The organism is Mesorhizobium terrae, from assembly GCF_008727715.1.
Lineage (GTDB): Bacteria > Pseudomonadota > Alphaproteobacteria > Rhizobiales > Rhizobiaceae > Mesorhizobium > Mesorhizobium terrae.
In genome coordinates this window covers 4,203,653-4,221,285 of sequence record NZ_CP044218.1, presented here as the reverse complement: position 1 = coordinate 4,221,285, position 17,633 = coordinate 4,203,653, and the positions used below count along the sequence as shown (strand labels likewise).

21 protein-coding genes and 1 pseudogene are annotated in these 17,633 nt (G+C 60.3%); 3 read left to right on the top strand and 19 right to left on the bottom strand.

Features of this window, described 5'->3' with window-relative positions; all coding sequences use genetic code 11:
* Positions 1 to 31: 31 nt before the first annotated feature.
* The 5 genes from FZF13_RS21510 to FZF13_RS29460 form a co-directional block, all read right to left on the bottom strand.
* Positions 32 to 853 carry a carbohydrate ABC transporter permease gene (locus tag FZF13_RS21510; RefSeq protein WP_024925869.1) on the bottom strand — a complete coding sequence of 274 codons (822 nt, stop codon included), beginning with the start codon at positions 851 to 853 and terminating at the stop codon, positions 32 to 34.
* Entirely contained in the window at positions 853 to 1,776 is a 924-nt protein-coding gene (locus FZF13_RS21505) for a carbohydrate ABC transporter permease (RefSeq protein WP_024925870.1), read from the bottom strand. Before FZF13_RS21505 ends, FZF13_RS21510 begins: the two co-directional genes overlap by 1 nt.
* A complete protein-coding gene (locus tag FZF13_RS21500) occupies positions 1,773 to 2,912 on the bottom strand; it encodes an ABC transporter ATP-binding protein (protein WP_024925871.1) in 1,140 nt (379 codons plus the stop codon). The genes FZF13_RS21505 and FZF13_RS21500 overlap by 4 nt, the downstream gene beginning before the upstream one ends.
* Before the next feature lie 220 nt (positions 2,913 to 3,132).
* Positions 3,133 to 3,534, bottom strand: coding sequence for a methyltransferase (locus FZF13_RS29465; protein ID WP_275040875.1), 402 nt, complete (start codon positions 3,532 to 3,534; stop codon positions 3,133 to 3,135).
* The gene (locus FZF13_RS29460; RefSeq protein WP_275040874.1) at positions 3,420 to 4,124 is read right to left on the bottom strand and encodes a methyltransferase family protein; all 705 of its coding nucleotides are present in this window, start codon (positions 4,122 to 4,124) and stop codon (positions 3,420 to 3,422) included. Before FZF13_RS29460 ends, FZF13_RS29465 begins: the two co-directional genes overlap by 115 nt.
* Positions 4,125 to 5,103: 979 nt before the next feature.
* On the opposite strand from FZF13_RS29460, the gene FZF13_RS21490 reads away from it, so the two are divergent.
* On the top strand, positions 5,104 to 5,307 hold the full coding sequence (locus FZF13_RS21490) for a hypothetical protein (protein WP_024925872.1): 204 nt from the start codon (positions 5,104 to 5,106) through the stop codon (positions 5,305 to 5,307).
* Positions 5,308 to 5,444: 137 nt separating this feature from the next.
* On the opposite strand, the gene FZF13_RS21485 is transcribed toward FZF13_RS21490, so the two are convergent.
* The 8 genes from FZF13_RS21485 to FZF13_RS21450 all read right to left on the bottom strand — a co-directional run bounded on the left by FZF13_RS21485 (position 5,445) and on the right by FZF13_RS21450 (position 12,946).
* Positions 5,445 to 5,831, bottom strand: coding sequence for a hypothetical protein (locus FZF13_RS21485; RefSeq protein WP_137900813.1), 387 nt, complete (start codon positions 5,829 to 5,831; stop codon positions 5,445 to 5,447).
* On the bottom strand, positions 5,828 to 7,477 hold the full coding sequence (locus FZF13_RS21480; RefSeq protein WP_024925873.1) for an ABC transporter permease: 1,650 nt from the start codon (positions 7,475 to 7,477) through the stop codon (positions 5,828 to 5,830). The genes FZF13_RS21485 and FZF13_RS21480 overlap by 4 nt, the downstream gene beginning before the upstream one ends.
* A 132-nt stretch (positions 7,478 to 7,609) precedes the next feature.
* On the bottom strand, positions 7,610 to 8,563 hold the full coding sequence (locus FZF13_RS21475; RefSeq protein ID WP_024925874.1) for an extracellular solute-binding protein: 954 nt from the start codon (positions 8,561 to 8,563) through the stop codon (positions 7,610 to 7,612).
* Positions 8,564 to 8,583: 20 nt separating this feature from the next.
* A complete protein-coding gene (locus FZF13_RS21470; protein ID WP_036255447.1) occupies positions 8,584 to 9,681 on the bottom strand; it encodes an ABC transporter ATP-binding protein in 1,098 nt (365 codons plus the stop codon).
* Between the two features lie 138 nt (positions 9,682 to 9,819).
* The gene (locus FZF13_RS21465) at positions 9,820 to 11,253 is read right to left on the bottom strand and encodes a 4Fe-4S binding protein (RefSeq protein ID WP_024925876.1); all 1,434 of its coding nucleotides are present in this window, start codon (positions 11,251 to 11,253) and stop codon (positions 9,820 to 9,822) included.
* Positions 11,214 to 12,050, bottom strand: coding sequence for an FTR1 family iron permease (locus FZF13_RS21460; protein ID WP_024925877.1), 837 nt, complete (start codon positions 12,048 to 12,050; stop codon positions 11,214 to 11,216). Before FZF13_RS21460 ends, FZF13_RS21465 begins: the two co-directional genes overlap by 40 nt.
* A 7-nt stretch (positions 12,051 to 12,057) precedes the next feature.
* Positions 12,058 to 12,399 carry a cupredoxin domain-containing protein gene (locus tag FZF13_RS21455; protein WP_024925878.1) on the bottom strand — a complete coding sequence of 114 codons (342 nt, stop codon included), beginning with the start codon at positions 12,397 to 12,399 and terminating at the stop codon, positions 12,058 to 12,060.
* A 4-nt stretch (positions 12,400 to 12,403) separates the two neighbouring features.
* On the bottom strand, positions 12,404 to 12,946 hold the full coding sequence (locus FZF13_RS21450) for an iron transporter (RefSeq protein ID WP_024925879.1): 543 nt from the start codon (positions 12,944 to 12,946) through the stop codon (positions 12,404 to 12,406).
* Positions 12,947 to 13,539: 593 nt separating this feature from the next.
* On the opposite strand from FZF13_RS21450, the gene FZF13_RS21445 reads away from it, so the two are divergent.
* Positions 13,540 to 14,517 (top strand): DUF1402 family protein, encoded by a 978-nt coding sequence (locus FZF13_RS21445; protein WP_024925880.1) that lies wholly within the window; start codon positions 13,540 to 13,542, stop codon positions 14,515 to 14,517.
* A 197-nt stretch (positions 14,518 to 14,714) separates the two neighbouring features.
* On the opposite strand, the gene FZF13_RS21440 is transcribed toward FZF13_RS21445, so the two are convergent.
* The 4 genes and pseudogenes from FZF13_RS21440 to FZF13_RS29450 form a co-directional block, all read right to left on the bottom strand.
* Positions 14,715 to 14,939: a hypothetical protein gene (locus FZF13_RS21440; protein ID WP_024925881.1), complete on the bottom strand. Its 225-nt coding sequence runs from the start codon at positions 14,937 to 14,939 to the stop codon at positions 14,715 to 14,717.
* Positions 14,940 to 14,970: 31 nt separating this feature from the next.
* Positions 14,971 to 15,180 (bottom strand): annotated as a pseudogene (locus FZF13_RS29350) (type II toxin-antitoxin system RelE/ParE family toxin); the annotation flags it as partial.
* Between the two features lie 280 nt (positions 15,181 to 15,460).
* Positions 15,461 to 15,601, bottom strand: a complete 141-nt coding sequence (locus tag FZF13_RS29455; RefSeq protein WP_281350946.1) for a DUF3363 domain-containing protein — start codon at positions 15,599 to 15,601, stop codon at positions 15,461 to 15,463.
* Between the two features lie 82 nt (positions 15,602 to 15,683).
* Positions 15,684 to 16,097: a DUF3363 domain-containing protein gene (locus tag FZF13_RS29450; protein ID WP_051512229.1), complete on the bottom strand. Its 414-nt coding sequence runs from the start codon at positions 16,095 to 16,097 to the stop codon at positions 15,684 to 15,686.
* Between the two features lie 347 nt (positions 16,098 to 16,444).
* Here FZF13_RS29450 and FZF13_RS21415 point away from each other — a divergent pair, with 347 nt between their 5' ends.
* Positions 16,445 to 17,161, top strand: a complete 717-nt coding sequence (locus FZF13_RS21415) for a DUF2076 domain-containing protein (protein WP_036255442.1) — start codon at positions 16,445 to 16,447, stop codon at positions 17,159 to 17,161.
* Here the strand turns inward: FZF13_RS21415 and FZF13_RS29340 are convergent.
* Positions 17,123 to 17,323 carry a hypothetical protein gene (locus tag FZF13_RS29340; RefSeq protein ID WP_244431380.1) on the bottom strand — a complete coding sequence of 67 codons (201 nt, stop codon included), beginning with the start codon at positions 17,321 to 17,323 and terminating at the stop codon, positions 17,123 to 17,125. The genes FZF13_RS21415 and FZF13_RS29340 overlap by 39 nt on opposite strands.
* Positions 17,304 to 17,633, bottom strand: a complete 330-nt coding sequence (locus FZF13_RS29335) for a recombinase family protein (protein ID WP_024925886.1) — start codon at positions 17,631 to 17,633, stop codon at positions 17,304 to 17,306. Before FZF13_RS29335 ends, FZF13_RS29340 begins: the two co-directional genes overlap by 20 nt.

The window sequence follows — 17,633 nt, the reverse complement described above, 5'->3', positions numbered from 1 at the left end:
TCCTTTGGGTGGGGAGAAGTCGTCGAAGGGATCATTTGACGCCTGTCATGGTGATCCCGGCGATGAAATGTCGGCGTGCCAGCAGGAAGCACAGAACCATGGGCGCCGTGATGATCGCCGCACCCGCCATCAGCGCGCCATAGTCCGCACCGGATTCGACATCGGCGAAGAACAGCATACCGAGCGGCGGCAGTGCGAGATTGGTCTCGGTGACAACGATCATCGGCCAGTAGAGGTCGTTCCAGTGCGCCACGACGGAGAAGACCGCGAAAGCAGCAAGCGACGGCAGTGAGCCGCGCAGCACCAGCCCCCAGCAGATTTCCATTTCGGAATAGCCGTCGAGCCGGGCCGCCTCGATGATTTCGTCGGGATAACTGCGGAATGACTGGTGAAACAGGAAGATGGCGAAGACCGACAGGAAGAACGGCATCATCATCGCGAAATAGGTGTTGAGCAGCTGCGCCTTGGCGAGCCCGACAAAGAGCGGTAGCGCCAGTGCCTGAATGGGCACGCAAAGCGCGCCGATGACTGCCAGCAGAAGCAGTCGCCGTCCCGGAAACCTCAGCTTGGCGAGTGCGTAGGCGGCCGGCACGGCCGTCAGCACCTGTACGATCAGAATGCCCAGGCACACGATCACGCCATTCAGCATGAAGCGCGCCATCGGCTGCTGCGAGGTCGCGCGCGTGTAATTGGCGACCGCTTCGAACTGTTTCGGAATCGGCCAGAGCGAGACGTCGAAGATCTCGGCCGACGAGCGGATGGACGTCAGGAACATCCAGTAGAAGGGCAAGAGCATCACGAAGGCGCCGAGCGCCAGCACGAGATGTGGCAGGAATTTGCGTAGTCTCGCCATCAGTAATGCACCTTGCGGTCCATATGCACCGTCTGCCAGATCGACATGACGAGCACGATGACGAGGAAGATCAGGGTCAGTGCGGCGGCATAGCCGGTGTTCGAATATTCGAAGCCTTCGAGATAGAGATCGAAGAGCAACGTCTCCGATTGGAACCGCCCCTTGGTCAGCACGGCCACCGTTTCGAACACCTTGAAGGCCGATATCGAGGTGGTGACAACGACGAACATCGTCGTCGGGCCGAGCATCGGCCAGGTCACTGTCAGGAATCGGTCGATCGGGCTTCTGGCGCCATCCAGGCGGGCCGCTTCGTACATATCCTTCGGGATCGCGGTCAGCCCGGCCAAGAACAGCACCATGTTGAAGCCGAGGATCTGCCAGACACCGATAATGGCCATGGTTGGAATAAGCAGCGCTGGATCGGACAGGAAACCGACGGGTGCGAAACCAAACCATTTGATCGCCGCATTGACCGGCCCGAGCGAGGGATGCAGAAGGAACTGCCACACCGTCGCCATCGCCACCAGCGTCGCGGTCACCGGCAGGAAGTAGGCTGCTTCCCAGAAGGTGCGGCTGCGTTTGCGGCCATGGACCAGCAGCGCCGCGCCAAGGGCCAGGAACAGGCCGAAGGGAATGACGATGAGTGCATAGACGACAGTGTTCTTCAGAGAGCGCATGAAGACTTCGTCGCCAAACGCCTTGACAAAATTGTCGATGCCGACAAACCGCGCCGAAAGCGCGCCAAGCCGATAGTCGGTCAACGAAAAGCCGGCGAGGAAGATCATCGGCAGCACATAGGTTGCGAGCAGAAGCAGCGTTGCCGGCGCGACAAACAGCAGGCCGTTGCGCACGATGCGCCGCTCGGCGGTGGACGACTGCCGGGAACTGGTCTGAGGCGATACGTCTGCAACCGCCGCGCTCATGCCGCCACTCGCTCGCGCACGGAGAGATCGCGGCGCTTGCCGTCACGGCCAAACAGATGTGCGCGATTTGCGGTGAAGCCGAGCTGCAGCGCATCGCCGACATTGGCGGCTCCGCTCTCGCCTGCCTTCTGGCGCATGATGATCGTTACGTTCAGATCCAGCTCGAAGTCGCAGGTGACGAAACTATCCGCGCCATGGCGTTCCACGCGCACGACACGCGCCGACAGGCCGTCTTTCGCAGGATGAAAGTCTTCCGCGCGGATCGCCAGCGTTGCCGGACCTGCCTCATCCCTGGTGGTGATGCGGAGCGGCTGTCCGAACAAGGTCAGTGCGCCAGAGGCGGCGACATCGACCGGCAGCAGATTGATCGAGGGCATGCCGATGAAGCGGGCGACGGTCAGTGTCTGCGGCCGCTGGTAGAGCTCGTCGGGCGTCCCAAGCTGCTCGATGCGCCCTTCCGACATCAGCGCGACGCGGTTCGACATGCTCATCGCCTCAACCTGATCGTGCGTCACATAGATGAAGGTCGCGCCAAGGCGGCGATGCAGCGCCGCCAGTTCGTCACGCATATGCGCGCGCAGCTTGGCGTCGAGATTGGAGAGAGGCTCATCCATCAGGAAAGCCACGGGTTCGCGCACCAGAGCGCGTGCAAGTGCCACGCGTTGCCGCTGGCCACCCGAGAGCTGAGAGGGTTTGCGGTCGAGCAGTTCCGTTATCTGTAAGGTCTCGGCGGCTTGCTTGACCGACGCATCGATGTCGGCGAGTGCGGCACGCGGCGCAAACATCCCGGCAAGCGGCAGCCGCGCCCAGAAGGGCAGGCGGCGCATGCGCAGCGGCGTGGCGATGTTCCGCCGCGCCGTCATGTGCGGATAGAGCGCGTAGGATTGAAACACCATGGCCAGATTTCTGGCCGCGGGATCGGTGTCAGTCATATCCTGCCCGCCGATATGCACGCGCCCCTGATCCGGCGTCTCCAGCCCGGCAATGATGCGCAGCAATGTGGATTTGCCGCAGCCGGACATGCCGACCAGCGAGATGAATTCTCCCGGCCGGATCGAAAGGTCTATGCCCTTGAGCACATCCCCTTGCCCGAAATTCTTGCTGATGCGTGACAACTCAAGCGATTGAGGAGCCATACTACGTCCCTTTCCCGAAGGGCGCACAGATCAAGGGTTAGCGTGACAGAGGCGTGACGCTCGGATGATGTCTTGACGACATCTCACACCCAAAGCGCTGGGGTATCGCGTGACGGGCGACTAGCGCCGCATTGACGCAGAAATGGAGGGCGTCCAGACTCATTGCACCGAGCATATCGCCCGCTTCTAGCAGTCCTGGTCCTTCAAGGGCCCGACCCGCTCACGCGGCCCGAGCTTCAAGGATCGAAATTGGCGCCTTGGTCGCGATTACCCGCTCTAGGCGCAGTCCAGCGACCGATAGCAGTTTTGCAAATTGGCCTTCTGTCCGCTCAAGCCCACCTGGAACCGTCAGCATCGTCACATCCAGCACCTTGATGGGATGAGGATCGTTACCAGCGGGAATGATGGTCTCGGCAACGAGAACTTTCCCATTTGCCGTCATGGCCGTTCGGCAGTTTTTCAGGATTATGGCAGCGCGTTCATCGTCCCAATCGTGGATGACCTTTTTTAGGATATAGGTATCCGCCGAAGGCACACTCTCAAAGAAGTCACCCTCGACGAGCTCGCTACGGGGCAATGCGCCTCCGGTTCCCGTTCGTGCGGCAGCGACCCCCGCGGGCAGATCAAAGAGAATTCCAGTGAGGTGGCGTTACGGGCCAGGATGGCCGAAAGGAGCTGCCCGTGCCCTCCCCCGACGTCAACAACGCAGCGGGATGCGCTAAAATCATAGGCGTCAGCCACAGCTTCGTTGGTGCCTTGGCTCATCGCGATCATCGCACGTTGGAAGAGCGCTGCTTGCTCAGGGTGGGACCCGAGCCATTGGAACCTCGGGGCTCCAAAGACCTGTTCGAAGGCAGGCTCACCTGTTTGAACAGAATAGAGAAGCTGCGCGAAGGCCTGATAGGGTTCGCTGTTGATCATCAATACGAAATCGCGCGGGCCAGACGCCAGATCGGAGCAAAGCGTCGCGCTCAGTTCGGTTTGCGCGAAGCAGCGCGGCGATACTTCGCGAAACACGCCTTCGCTGGCCAGCAGACGCATGACGCGATAGAGTGCCTCGGCATTCGTTCGGGTGGCTTGGGATAACTCGTCTGCCGAGCGGTCGCCTCCGACAAGAAGATCAGCGATGCCTAGTTCGGCAACGACGCGCAAAGATTGCGAAAGCGCGAACCCGAAGCCCATGCGCAGGATTTGCTGAGACGGTGTACTCATCTTGCTCTCCACAGCGACAGAATTTGGTCATAAGGCGAGCGCACATCTATCCACCTCAGTCAAAACTCGGCGGTTCAGTAACCGACAGACGTCGTAATGCGTTTAGAAAAATAGTCGACGTTGGCGGCGGCAGCCCTAACTTAGGCTGACGATTTTCCGTCGCCATCATCCCAGTGTCAACGGCGGAGCAAAACCCGGCCATTGGGGTGGAGTAAAAGCAGGCCAGCCCAGGTGTGGCGATCAGCGGACAAATATGGCTCTGACTATCTTCACCTTGTAGCGGCGAAGAGATACCTAAATTTAGAACGCTGACTGCCTGCTGACGGTCTTCAGTCCGGGGTTCGCCTCCTTGAGTGCACGACGGCTTCTGGCGCAAAATGGTCATCCCAGATGACGACGTAACCGAGGAGCACCGGAGCATGCGGTTTCGAGCACGTCGCCTCGAATGTGGTCGTGCTCGCGATTCGTGAAGCGCCAAAATCGCTACTCACTACTGGGCGCATGCACATGGCATCCAATGGACTGGATGCTTCACGGTTAGTGCGGGCCGTTTGCTTGCCTCGCAAGCCGACTCGCTCACCAACACCCAGTTCATTGCGGCTACCGATTCAAAGGCACCGTTACAAAGACAAGGACCCGCTCGCCAACGGAGCGGGTCCCTATTGCCCGAGGCGGAACAGAATACATGGCCGCAGCTCCAATTTCGACGAGGGGCATGAACTTTTAGTTAGCGCCCTCGCCGCAAATCGAATTGAGGACGCACTTGGTTATGCTGTTAATGTCTGAATCAGAAAGACCTGCACTTGTCAGGCTCTTGCTAGCATTCGGGTGAGCATGCGAAAGTTTGCGATATGGACGCCGTCGCGCCGAAGCTGGGGAAGCGCGGCCCTTATAAAAAGCGTGTAGCCGCCTAAGGTTGCTTGAATGTGACACTGGGTTGCGCGATTGTCGAAGTCGCCTCAGTGACGCGAGTAACCTAGTGATCCCGACGAAAAAGGCCCCGCCTTTCGTGCCGACCGAAATCCACATCGGTACGATCGAGGATGAAAGGGGTCCGCTCGGCATTCTCTCTATCAAGACAACAACGGGTCTGTTAGAAATCGCGCTCGACTGCGAAGCTGCCGACGCCATCGTTGATGCCATCGGCGAGATTCGGCCGAAGCTGCCAGAAATTTCAAACTGAGACACTACCCATCTGTCAGGTCGCTTGCGTAGCGCGGGCAGCGCCGTTCATAGGGGCGGCGAGTGGTTTCAGTCCAGGGCATCATGATCTCCGTCGAATCTCAGCAATCCGACAGAACCACAATCCGCTGAAATCACTTACTTCTTTTTAGAACGGACACTGAGGGAAACGGTCACGTGGTTGGGGGCAATGGGGCGAACAAGCAGACCAACAAAACCGTACTGGAACCATCCTAGACTGGTCGGTCGATCGCCCGCTCTGGCAAAAGGGATGCCCTGCGCCGGATTGTGACAGGCGAGACGCCCGACGAAGCGGCTCTCGGCGAACTGCTTGCCCTTTGCAAAAAAAGGAACAGGTTCCGACGCAAAAAAATTGGAGCCTTCTGCGCTTGAAGCCGGACACCTGCCGATAATGCCGGTTGGCGGTGAATCGATAGCGCTGGCCAGCCTCGGCGATACCGCCGGAGGTGAGCCGGTTCGTTTCGCGATCTTGATGACTTCGAGGCGACTCTCGGCCCGGCTCACAGCACATCTTGGCGCATGGCGAAGCGCCGGAGGGCTGAAAGCACCAGGAATGGGATCAGCGCGGTGAGGATGATGGCGACGAAGGCCATTGCCATGCCGAGGCCGACCGAGCCCTGCTCGAACTGTCGCCAGATGAAGCTGGCCACGGTGTGCACGCCGACCGGCGCCACCAGCAGCGAGGCCACCAGTTCGCGTGTGGCAACAGCGAAGACGAACAGCATCGAGGCGACGAGATTGGGCAGGATCAGCGGCAGCAGGATACGCCGGAATGCCACCGCGCTCGAAGCGCCGGCTACCCGCGCCGCAGCTTCGAGATTGTCGGCGATCTGGTGAAAAGCCGCAGTGGTGTAACGCACCGGTTGCGGCAGCAGGATGCAGCAATAGGCGAGCAGCAGTATCAGCGAGGTGTTGTAGGGCGTGATGGGTAGCCACGGCTGGTTCCAGGCAAGGATTAGCCCCACCGCCACGACGACGCCGGGAAGTGCATTGGGGATGACGGTGAGCATATCGAGCACAAAGCGGCCGCGCACCTTCGTCTTGACCACGATATATGAGGCAATCGCACCGAGCAGGCCGGTGACCAACGCCGTGGCAACGCCGAGCGAGAGGGACAGCGAAAGAGCCTTGAGCGCGCCGGCGCCGTCTTCCCAGATGTTAGTGAAATTCTGCAGCGTCAGGTTATCCGGCGCGAGGCCGCCGGAAATGGTGCGTGACAGCGCGGTGGCAAGGATGGCTAGAAGCGGTGCGCCGGCAGCAATGAAGGCGACCAGCGCAAACAGCGCGAGCACCGGCACTGCGAGCAAGCCCAGCGGCCGCTTGACTATGGCTTGCGGCTTGCCGCTCACGGTCTGGAAGTTCCTGGCCGACAATAGGCGCCGCTGCACGAGGAAAGCCGAGAACGACAGCAGGACCAAAACCAGCGCTATAATAGAGGCGCCAGATAGGTCGACCGGCCAATCCGAGACGCGTAGCTCGATCTCCGTCACCAGCACGGTGAAACCGATGCGGTGGCCGAGCGCCGCCGGCGTGCCATATTCCTCGATCGCCATGGCGAAGACCAACAGCAGGCTTGCCGCCAGACCGGGGAGCGAAAGCGGCAATGTGATGCGCCAGAAGGCCTGCCAGGGCGAGGCGCCGAAAACGCGCCCGACATCGGCATATCGCGCGCCAACGGCGGCAAGCGTTCGCGTCATGGCGAAATAGACGACGGGAAAGCAATTTAGCGACATGACGAAGGCCATGCCAGGGACGGAGAACAGGAAGGCAGCGAGATTGAAACCGGTAAGCTGCTGCAGGTAGCCGCGTGGCTGCAACGTCATGATCCAGCCGAGCGTAGCGATATAGGGCGGGATCATGAATGGCACGAGCATCAGCGCGTCCCACACCACCGCGCCCGGCACGAGGAACCAGGCGCGGAACAAGGCAAGCGGCACCGCGATGAGCGACGAGAATACGGCTACGGCGATGCCGAGCCCCACCGTGTTCAGCGCCAGCCGCAGCAAGGCCGGATCGGACAGGGTCGGCGCCAATGCGGAGAACGGCGCTGCGAGCGAGCCGCGCCCCAGTTCCGGAAAAATGGCCTGCAGGATAACGAAGGTGAAGGGCACCACCACGACCAAGACAAGTCCGGCTGCGGCCACCCACATGGCCGGCGAGGTACCGCCCGACCGTAATCCCCTGCGCGCTTTCCTCGACCCGGGGAGGTCGGGGGACGAGAAAGCGATCGCCCCGCCATCCTCGGCAGACCGCGCCACTTCCATCGTCCCCATCGCCTTAACCTAGTTGGCGAAGATGGCGTTGAACTTGGCCAGCGTGTCCTTGCGCTTGGAGTAGACGGCGTCGGTGTCGATCTTCAGCACCTTGAGGTCACCGACGAGCGGTCGGTCGGCTTTAATGTCGGCGCGCGCCGGCATCAGCTCGATGGCGGCAACCTTGGTCTGGCCTTCATCGGACAGAACATAGTCGACGAAGCGCTTGGCGTCGTCTTGCTGCTTCGACCAGTTGAGGATCATCATCGGCCGTGGTGCGATCACCGTGCCGGAAGCCGGGAAGATGACTTCGATCGATTCGCCCTTCTTGCGGCCGGCGAGCGAGATGTAGTCGACGGCGCCGAAGACAGCAGCCTTGGCACCCTGCAGCACGGGATTAAGAGCCTCTGCATTGGCGCCGGCAACGGCAGCCCCATTGCCTTTCAGCGCCTCAAACAGTTTCCAGCCGCTCTCGGCCTCAAGCGCGGCAGTCAGCTCGAAGGACGAGCCGGACTGTGCCGGGTCAGGGATGTTGACCAGATCCTTGTAGTCTGCCTTGGCAAGGTCGCTCCAATCGGCCGGCTTCGGCGTGCCGCTCTTGGGGTTCCAGGCGATAGCGAGCGCTGAGACCCCTTGGGCAACCGCGGTGTCGGACTTCAGGAAATCGGGCACTGAGGTTGCGTTCGGGCTGGTATAGGGCACCAACCAGCCGCGCTTGGCGAAGTCGGTGGCCGTGTCCCAGGAGGCTGAGATCAACACGTCGACGACCGGATTGGCGGCCTCCGATTCGATACGGGCCATGACCTTGCCGGTGGTGGCCTGGAAGATATTGACCTTCACGCCGGTGCTGGCGGTGAAGCCAGCGGCGAGATCTTCGATCAGCTTGGCCGGGCCAGCCGTGTAGACTGTAATGTCGGCCAGCGCTGTCGAAGCAGAAAGCGCCAAGCCCGCCAAGGTCGACATCACAAAAAGGGAAATGCGCATCAGGTTCGTTCCTTTCCTTGTCAATTCGCCGGAAACCAGCGAAGTCCCCCGGGCTCGATGGCGAGCCCGACCTTCTCGCCGACGGTGCGGCGCAATCCGCTGACGGTTTCGACCACGACGCGCGCAGCCCCTTCGCCAAGCGCAACCGACAGTGCATAGGAATCGCCGCGGAACAGCGCGCGTACCACTTGGCCGTTTGCATCTGCCGCCTCCGGGGCAAGCACATCGATCGCCTTGCGGCCCAGCATGATGCGCGCGCGGGCGGCTGCAGCCGGACCTTCCGATCCTGGCGCCAAATGGATGCCGGTGCCGCAAAGTTGCCATGCACCGTCTGCCTGTCGCTCGGCCTCGACCACCGTGCCGAGCTTCAGGAATTCCGCTACCTCGACGCTGGCAGGGGCGGAGACCAGCGTCTGCGGTTCGGCGCACTGGATGATCGCACCGCCCCGCATGACGGCGACCTGGTCTGCGATGGTGAAGGCCTCGCCCTGGTCGTGGGTGACATAGACGGCGCTGACACCAAGATCGGAAAGAAGCGCGGCGAGATCGACCGCAAGTGCCTCACGCAGCTCGCGGTCGAGGTTGGACAGCGGTTCGTCGAACAACAGCAGCCCCGGTTCGCCAACGATAGCGCGAGCTATCGCAACACGTTGTTGCTGGCCGCCGGACAGGTCGCCCGGTCCGCGCGCTGCTAGCGGGGCAAGACCGACACGGTCAAGCACAGCCATGACGCGGTGCTCAATCTCGGCCCGACCAAGGCCCGCCATCTCCAGCGGAAAGGCGACATTGCCAGCCACGCTCATATGCGGCCAGAGCGCATAGTCTTGGAACACCATGCCGAGCCCGCGCCGTTCCGGAGGCACGAACAGCCTGGCGTTTGCATCGGCCATCAACCGCCCGCCGATCGAGATCGTCCCTATAGTCGGGGCGAGTAGCCCGGCGAGTAGACGCAGAAGCGTGGTCTTGCCACAGCCCGAAGGCCCCAACAGCGCCAGGGTGCGGCCGCGCTCGAGGTCGAGGCCGATATTGCGTAGGATCGCTGTTTCGCCATAGGAGAACGCAAGCGCGCGCAGCTCGATGGCTGCCGTCCCGGCAAATTGACCTGTGATGCCCGACATCGCCAGCCCCGTGATGCCGGCAAGCCCTAGCGGCTGCGGATGACAGTTTTGCGAAATCGTGGCGACGGTTCCGCGAGGAAACCGGAGTTGTCAGCGCCTGAGCGACGAATTTTACCTCGTCTCGAAGCTTAAGCAGACTCACCAAACCCAGAACAGCAGCCACCAGTTACCTGCGCCGAACAGCACGGCGGCGGCAATGCCGACCATAGCGACAAGCCTGCGCCCAATGGAGCGGGAATAGCGGGCGGAAACCTTCCATGCCAGCCAAAGGCACCATAGGGCGGAGCCGAGCAGGAGACAGGCTCGCACGGCGTCAACGAAGCCGAGCGACAGGCCTTCGCGGCGCAGCAGCGTCACGGTCGTCATAGACAGACCGAGGAACACCCCACAGCCCGCCATCGGGATCAGGCATTGCGCAAGGTGATGGAGAGGGGCGGCCTGGAACGCCCCGAGCGCGCGCGTTGCAAAGGCTAGCGCCGTGCCGACGGCCATGGTCGTCAGGCAAGCGATCGCCAGCACATAGGCAATCATGAGGGCGCCGTCCAAAGGCGTCATCATGTCGTTCTGGTCAGGATAGTTGGTCAGGATCCACCAAGGCAGGCGGGGTTCGATGAGCGCGGTGCCGGCATGCTCGACCAGCCATTCGGCGATATGCTGCCGAGCCGTCACGTAAAGAGGACTGGAGGCCCACTGGAATGCACCGGCCGCCAGCCCCATCAGACCGAACACGATCAGGAACGTTTCCCATGGCTTTGGCTCGTCGCCGGCGACATTGACGATCTCGTGCGATGGAGAGCGGATTTCCAGTGCGACCGCCTGTTTGAACCCGGCGCAGCGTCCGCACATGTGACAGGCCGATCCGCCCTGCATGGTACGGATCGGCACAAGAGGCGCGCAGTTGACGAAGGGGGTGGGCCCACCAGGCACACGACGCCATGCGACCCAGTTCGCCTTATCGACGCGGTAATGCAGTGGCGCGAGCTTCGACAGCAACGCAAAGACGCCATTGACCGGGCAGAGATAGCGACACCACACTCGCTTGTCGCGACCGTATAGGAAGCCGACGGTCACGGCGGCGAGCGTCGACCCTCCCAGCACAATGATGACTGGTTTCGGATATTGGTAGACGCTAACCATTTGCCCGTAGATGGTCGTGCAAGCGAAGGCGACGAATGGCCAGCCTTTCCACTTCATCCAGCGCGGTATGGCTCGGGCTAGGCTGTGACGGCTGACCGCTTCCGCCAGTGCGCCTTCCGGGCAGAACAGGCCGCACCACGAACGGCCGACCAGGACCATGCTGACCAGCACGAAAGGCCACCAGATGCCCCAGAACGCGAACTGGGCAAACAGCACAGCGTCGGACCATATGTGCGACAACCGTGTCGGCATCGGTGCAAGCACCGGGACTATCAACAGCAGCACATAGGCCACAACGATGATCCATTGAAGCCATCGGATCGCGTTCTGATGGTCACGCAGCCACTCCCCCGCGCGCTTTGTAGCGGCTCTTGCGTGGCTGCCCGACCGAAGGCTCAAGCCGGCTGGGCTGCACGGGGTCGGTTGAGCAACCATATCACCAAAGTCCAGTATGCCGCGAAGGCGAGCAGTTCGATCATCACAGGGCGGGCGCGGTAACCGGTGAGGCCGGAAATGACGCCACCCGCCATGCCGCTGTCCGGTAGCAGCGGCGAGGTATCCCATAGTCGCCCCGACAGCGAGGGCAACAGGCCGAGCGAAATCAGATGGTCGATGCCTGAGAGGAGTAGGGATGCAGCCAGAAACAGAAGCATCACCTCGGTCACCCGGAAGAATGTCCGCCACGACAGGATCTTGCCGCCGATCTGGAGCAGCCAATAGGTGGCAAGCGCGGCGACGATGCCTAGGACGGCCGCGATCGCGGCTCCGAAATTCGAAGCGGAAACGCCAGCCATGGTCCCATAGAGGAACACCGCGGCCTCGCTGCCCTCGCGCAGCACGGCCAGCGTTGCCAGGGCGAACACGCCAAACCAGTTCGACCGGTCCGCGACCTCGCTCAGTGAGGCGTGGAGTTCGGATTTCAGCGTGCGGCCATGCCTGCGCATCCAGAATACCATCTGGACGATAAGGGCGGCGGCGAGCAGAACGATGGCTGTCTGGAAATACTCCTGCGAGTCGTCACCCAATGCGTCGCCTACCGTCAAAAGTAGAAACGCGAGCGCGACGGCTCCCACCAGACCGACGACAACCCCGGACCACAGCCATAACCGTCCCGACCGGCGTTCGGCGACAGGGCGCTTCCCGAGCCAAGCATTGAGAATGCCGATGACGAGCAGCGCCTCGATGCACTCTCGCCAGATAACGAACAGGACATTGAAATCTTGCGTGCCCATGGCAGAGCTACTTCGCAACGAGAACGGCTGGCGCCGCGCCGGGGTGGAAATCGTCGAAAAAGGGGTATTCGCCGGGGTCGAGTGTGCGAATGACCATCACAGCCTCGGAATGCGGCGCAACGACCTTTTCCTTGCGCAGTTCCAGGCTCTCGAACTCAGCCGGCATATCCCCCATGTTTGCCAACTCGATCCGAATGCGCATCCTGGCGGGCACCTCTAGGCGAAGCGGTGAGATGGCGCCGTCCCTGAATTCGATCCTGAAGGTCGGGTCGTCGGCCAGCGCGGCCGATGATGCTGATGCAATCCACAGTCCGGCCAGGGCTGCGATGATCCACCCGCGCGCCGACATCGGATCAGTACGCGCCTTTCTTGCCGGTTCCGGCGTAGACAAAATCGTAGTCGACGGTGAATGGCTTGAACCACTCGCCGACGCCGGTCTCCTTGTCGACGTGACGGCCGAAATGCGCGTGCATATTGGCTGAAGGCGGGGAAATGGTCAGCTTCAGCTTATATTTACCCGGTCCATCGAGCTTCACGTTGTCGCCATAGTGCGGCCCGTCATTGGCCACCATGGGCATGAAATCGCCCTTCTGCGTGTTGCCATTGTCGACGTGGGTCAGCTCGTAGGAGACGACGAGATAGGGCATCCAATCGCCCTCGGCAAAGCCGTTCGTGTTGCCTTTTCCAGCTTTGATGTCGGCCTCGAGGTGCACGTCGGAATCCTTGGCCGGGCGCATCATCCCTTCCGGCTCCATCTCGATGGGCTGAAGATAGACCGCGCCGATCTCCATGCCGGCCTCGGAGTGAGGTGTGCCCACCGGGATTTCTTTCGCCAGAACCGAGCCGGACCCCATGGTCAGGAGAGCGAGTGCAAGCGCCGCTGTAATGGATTGCATGTTCATTAGCGTCCTCGATGCTTGTTTGCGCTGTAAGACAAGACAACCCCTGCCACGCATCGTCTGTCGGCGGCGCGCAAATACCTTACTGGAGAAGTCATGTTTTTCACTTGTCAGCTGCCCCACTCAAAGAGTCAAGCGAAAACAAAAATTTGCGATCCGGCTTTCGCGGCTGGCGTCGTAGACGAGGAATTGTCCAGCTGCGGCCAAATGGCGTTCGTTCATCGGTATTCAGACGGACATCAACTGCGCCCTTGGGCGAGCCGTGGCGACATGCAAACCTGTGACCTTCCGGCGGTGGCCAGCTCCTACGATCCCCTTCGTGGTAGAGTCGATAGGCGCGGTTAATTCGAGAAGCCTCACCCTCGTGCCTGAGCAGAACGAACAGCCGCCCGCATCCAGTTCCCGCGCCTTGGACATCGATGCAGTGCGACCGTACGACGCTGGAACACGCGGCTTCCAATTCTGGCAAAATTCACGCACCAGATGACCGACTGGATATCGTTCGGTTTTCGGCGCCACCTCCGCTTGGCATGGACAGAATGAAGTCGATAAGGTTGGTTGCGGAAGAAGCGGCTGAGGCGAGGACCGATATGCGTGCCTGGAAGATGGTTGGTTTGGCCGCTATTGCGATCTTCATAGCGGCGGATCCGTGGATTGCATCTGCCCGAGCCGACAAGATGGTGGTTGTCCCACCGGGCAACCGCTCTCACGTTCAGCCCACAATTCCCACAGCGTCTGCCCAGAGAACACGGGCCTTCAACACGACTTACGAGGCCAAATACGCTCAGATCATCGCCCTGCTCGGGCGAGAAAAAACCCTGATGGCGCAGATCCATAAGGCAGCAGAAGCCTATGATATCGATCCGATCCATATCGTCGGTGCATTGGTAGGTGAGCACACCTACAATGTGAGCGCGGTCGGCAGCGCGCAGACCTACTATGTGAAGGCGCTGGCCTATGCCAATGCGGACTTCGTCTTCCGCTACAAGGGAGTGTCGTTGCAGACCTTCCTCGACCGTCCGGAATTCGCCCACTGTAAAGCCGAGACAGGCAGCGCCGCGCTGTGGAACTGCCGCGACCAGGTATGGCAAGATGCCTTTCGCGGAAAAACGGTGGACGGCGTAGCCTACGAGCCTGTGACCTTCCAGCGCGCGTTCTTCCAGCCTTTTTACGCGGGACAGACATTCGGCTTCGGTCAGATCAGCCCTCTCACCGCCTTGGAGGTCACCGACCTGGTTCACAAGGTCAGCGGCTTGCCCAAGCTGACAACTGACAAACCCCAGGCGATCTATCGCGACATCATGGATCCCGACCGATCGATCATCTACATCGCCGCGATCGTGCGGGATTCCATCGATGCCTATGCAGAACAAGGCTACGATATCTCACGCAACCCAGGCATCACCGCCACCCTATACAATGTCGGTCAACCCAGGCGCCGCGCAGCGGAATTGCGAGCAACAGCAGGCCGCAAGGCGCAAAAGCTGCCGGTTGAAAACTACTACGGTTGGCTGGTCAACGAGAAGCTTGACGAGTTGGAGACTTTGCTCAACCAGCACACACAATAGGATGTTACATCGATTCATCGACGTATTTGGAGCGTGGCAACAAAATTAGCAGCGTTGTCTTGCCTCGAACCTGGACGACAAAGCTTATCTGGGATTGGGCTCCCAAAGAGAAGAAAATCCGAAACGTGCGGGCGGAGAGATTGAAGAATGCGTCGATCGCGACGGCGGTCGGCAACTTCGGATAAACTACCTTTCGTTCAATGTGTTTTCCGGTTGAGGAACAATCTCAAACTCTCGCGAATTTCTGCTTCATCGAACACGCCCTGCGAAAACAAATCCATTGTGGCCATCGCCAAATCTTCTGCCATTTGGCTTCCGCATGGAATGCCTTCGCAGATGCAAATGTCATCATAGACGCCTTTTAGTAGCTTCAAATCGTCTGGATAGGCGATGCCGCTTAGTGAGAAATAGGGAACCGACATAGCTACCTCTCTGCTGGCGTGGAAGAACGGTATTCGTTCGCAGCTGCCAATTCACAACCAGATTGCCACGCAGCTTTTCGACATGGTTGCTTGGCGGCAAGCACCAGTCCTGATCGGTTACAGCATCGTCGATCATCTGGAGCTTGCAGAACAACCGAACTTCAAAATCAGGCGCAGTGCAGCGGGAGCGGACATCGTCTACGAAGAATGCCTGCAGCCCGTCATCCCGAAAGCCGATGATCCTTCACCTCACTAATAAGATAAATATACCGCTAGCAACTCATTTCACAAAAACCATCCATCGCTGGCCTCATCGTGCGACGCACACTTCTGTTCCCGGATGGGAGCGCAACTGCGCGCACAATCCGTATTGTCTGTTTGAAGAAACTCGACCGGGGCGGTGGCAGACGGTCAAGGCGGACGCATCAGCACCCCTGCGTAGCGGTTTGGCCTTGGCGGCCAGACGCCGTTCTGATCCCATTTCTCACCAGCAGTAAAAGGATACGCCGTTGCGGATCGACTTACAATCCGAGTCCGCGCTGCCTGCCGAGAGTCCATTCGATGCCACCGGCCTTGCACATGACGCCAGAGAAGTGTGTGCCAATCTGTTTTTCGAGAACGGGCTGCCAAGGAACGAACTGAAAGCCGAGCCAACCTCCCATCATCGCGAAGTGCCCGCTAGCGAGCCAGGCAACGGCGGAAGGCATCCAGTGACGTACTCGCCTGGCTTGCTGGGGGAATAGGTCAGCCCACGCTCGGCGGCTCGCGCGCGGCCGACGCAGCGATCTCGGTGACCTCAAATCGGGCGATGGGTCTTTGGGTGCGGATGCTGCCAACGTCAAGCCGCGTGGCTTGGTCCTGATCGACAAGGTTTTGGCGGCGGCGCGCAAACGCTTCCATAACCCCTCGGCTGAAGCGAGCTTCTGCGAGCGGCCTCCAGTTGGGTGACGCCAGCTCCTGGTTGAGCCAGCTCGCACCACCGCTGCCGATCTGCTTGCCTAGGCTTTGAGTGGGGAGGTTGCGGACGGCAAAAACATTGCTCCGGTCAGGGGCGTCACTGGCCATGCGGCGTTCGGTGATGTCGGCGGGGATTTTCCGCTCGTCGACATCAACCTGCTCAACATGCCCCACGCGGCGCCGGGTCAGCCGGTCCCGCACAAGGTAGTCCGTCTGTTACAACGAAAGCCCATGCAACGCCTGAAGCACCAGCATCTTGAACTTCAAGACCACGTCAAAACCGGGGCGTCCGCCTTTCGAAATCGCACTGCGCCGGACTGTCTTCTCCAGCACTATGCCGAACCGATTGTGAACTCGTTCCAGGGAACGAAACTTCGGATGTTCTGGCTGGCAACGTTTTGACGTTTCCGCTGTCCACAGCCATTTATCCGGCTAAATAAATATCCGGTAGAGCAGCTGCAGCTGCAAGATTACATTTTGGTAAAGCCATTTAAATGCCATGAATCTGGATCGAGATCATATTTCGCCTAAAAAGGAGGTGGTTGAAAATGAATGCCGATGAACAGAACCTTCTCAGTAACCTCTTTGATCGTACAAGGCAGGCGGCTGATACTCCACGTGACCCCGAAGCCGAGCGTTTCATTCTGAACCAGATTAAAAGCCAGCCTTCGGCCCCTTATCTCCTGGCTCAGGCTGTCATCGTCCAGGAACATGGCCTGAACGCATGTCACGAGCGCATCCAGGCATTGGAAGCGCAGGTGAAGGATTTGCAGAATGCGCCGCCCACACAACCGCAGTCTGGCGGCTTGCTGGGTTCGATCTTCGGCAGCTCCCAAAGTGCACAGTCGTCCCAGCCGTCTCCCGGTCGTTTCAGCGGACCCTGGGGCAGCGGCACAGCTCCCCAGGACGGATATCCACCACAAGGGCAGCAGCCACAGGCCGGGCGCTGGGCGGCACCGCCGCAACCACAGGCCCAAGGCGGCGGCTTTCTGCAGGGCGCGTTGAGCACGGCAGCCGGCGTGGCGGGAGGCGCACTCATGTTCGAGGGCATCAAGAACATGATGGGCGGTAATTCGTTGTTTGGCGGCCCGGGCGCCGGAACCGGCAGCGCGCCGCAAACTGGTGCCAGCGAGACGGTCATTAACAACTACTACAGCGATGACAAGAACACCGGTACGCAGAACGATTACGCCGAAATGGATCGTCTCGACGACGCATATGACGATTCACAGGACAGCGATACCGATGATGACAATGTAGCTTAAAGCGACGGGCGATAAGCAGGACGTTGTCCAGCTTATCGCCCGTCTTCCGGTGTAGAGCCGATTGTGCAAGATGGAATGCACCGTGCTGACCGGCACCGAGTTGCCGCTCTTCGGGTAGATGAGCCCGTCAGCGTGTGTAGCGTTAGTGAGTCCCTTGAGCAAATACTGTCCAGTCGCATAGCGCTCGAACAGCCTGGTAACCGCCGGTGCTAGTTCTGGATGAGGTTCGATGACCTTCTTGCCACCCTTGGGCGTAGTTGATGTAGCCAAGCGGCGCTTTGGATGGCCAGATTCCCTGCTCCGCCTTTTCCATCCGTCCCTTGCGGGCTTCCTCGGAAAGGTTGTCGATGTAGTTCTTGGCCATCAACACTTTGATGCCATGTATGAACTTTTCCGACGAGCGGGAATCCCGCGATAGCACCATGCCTTCCTTGGCGAGATGGATTTCGATATTCAACTCGTCGAGCGTCAC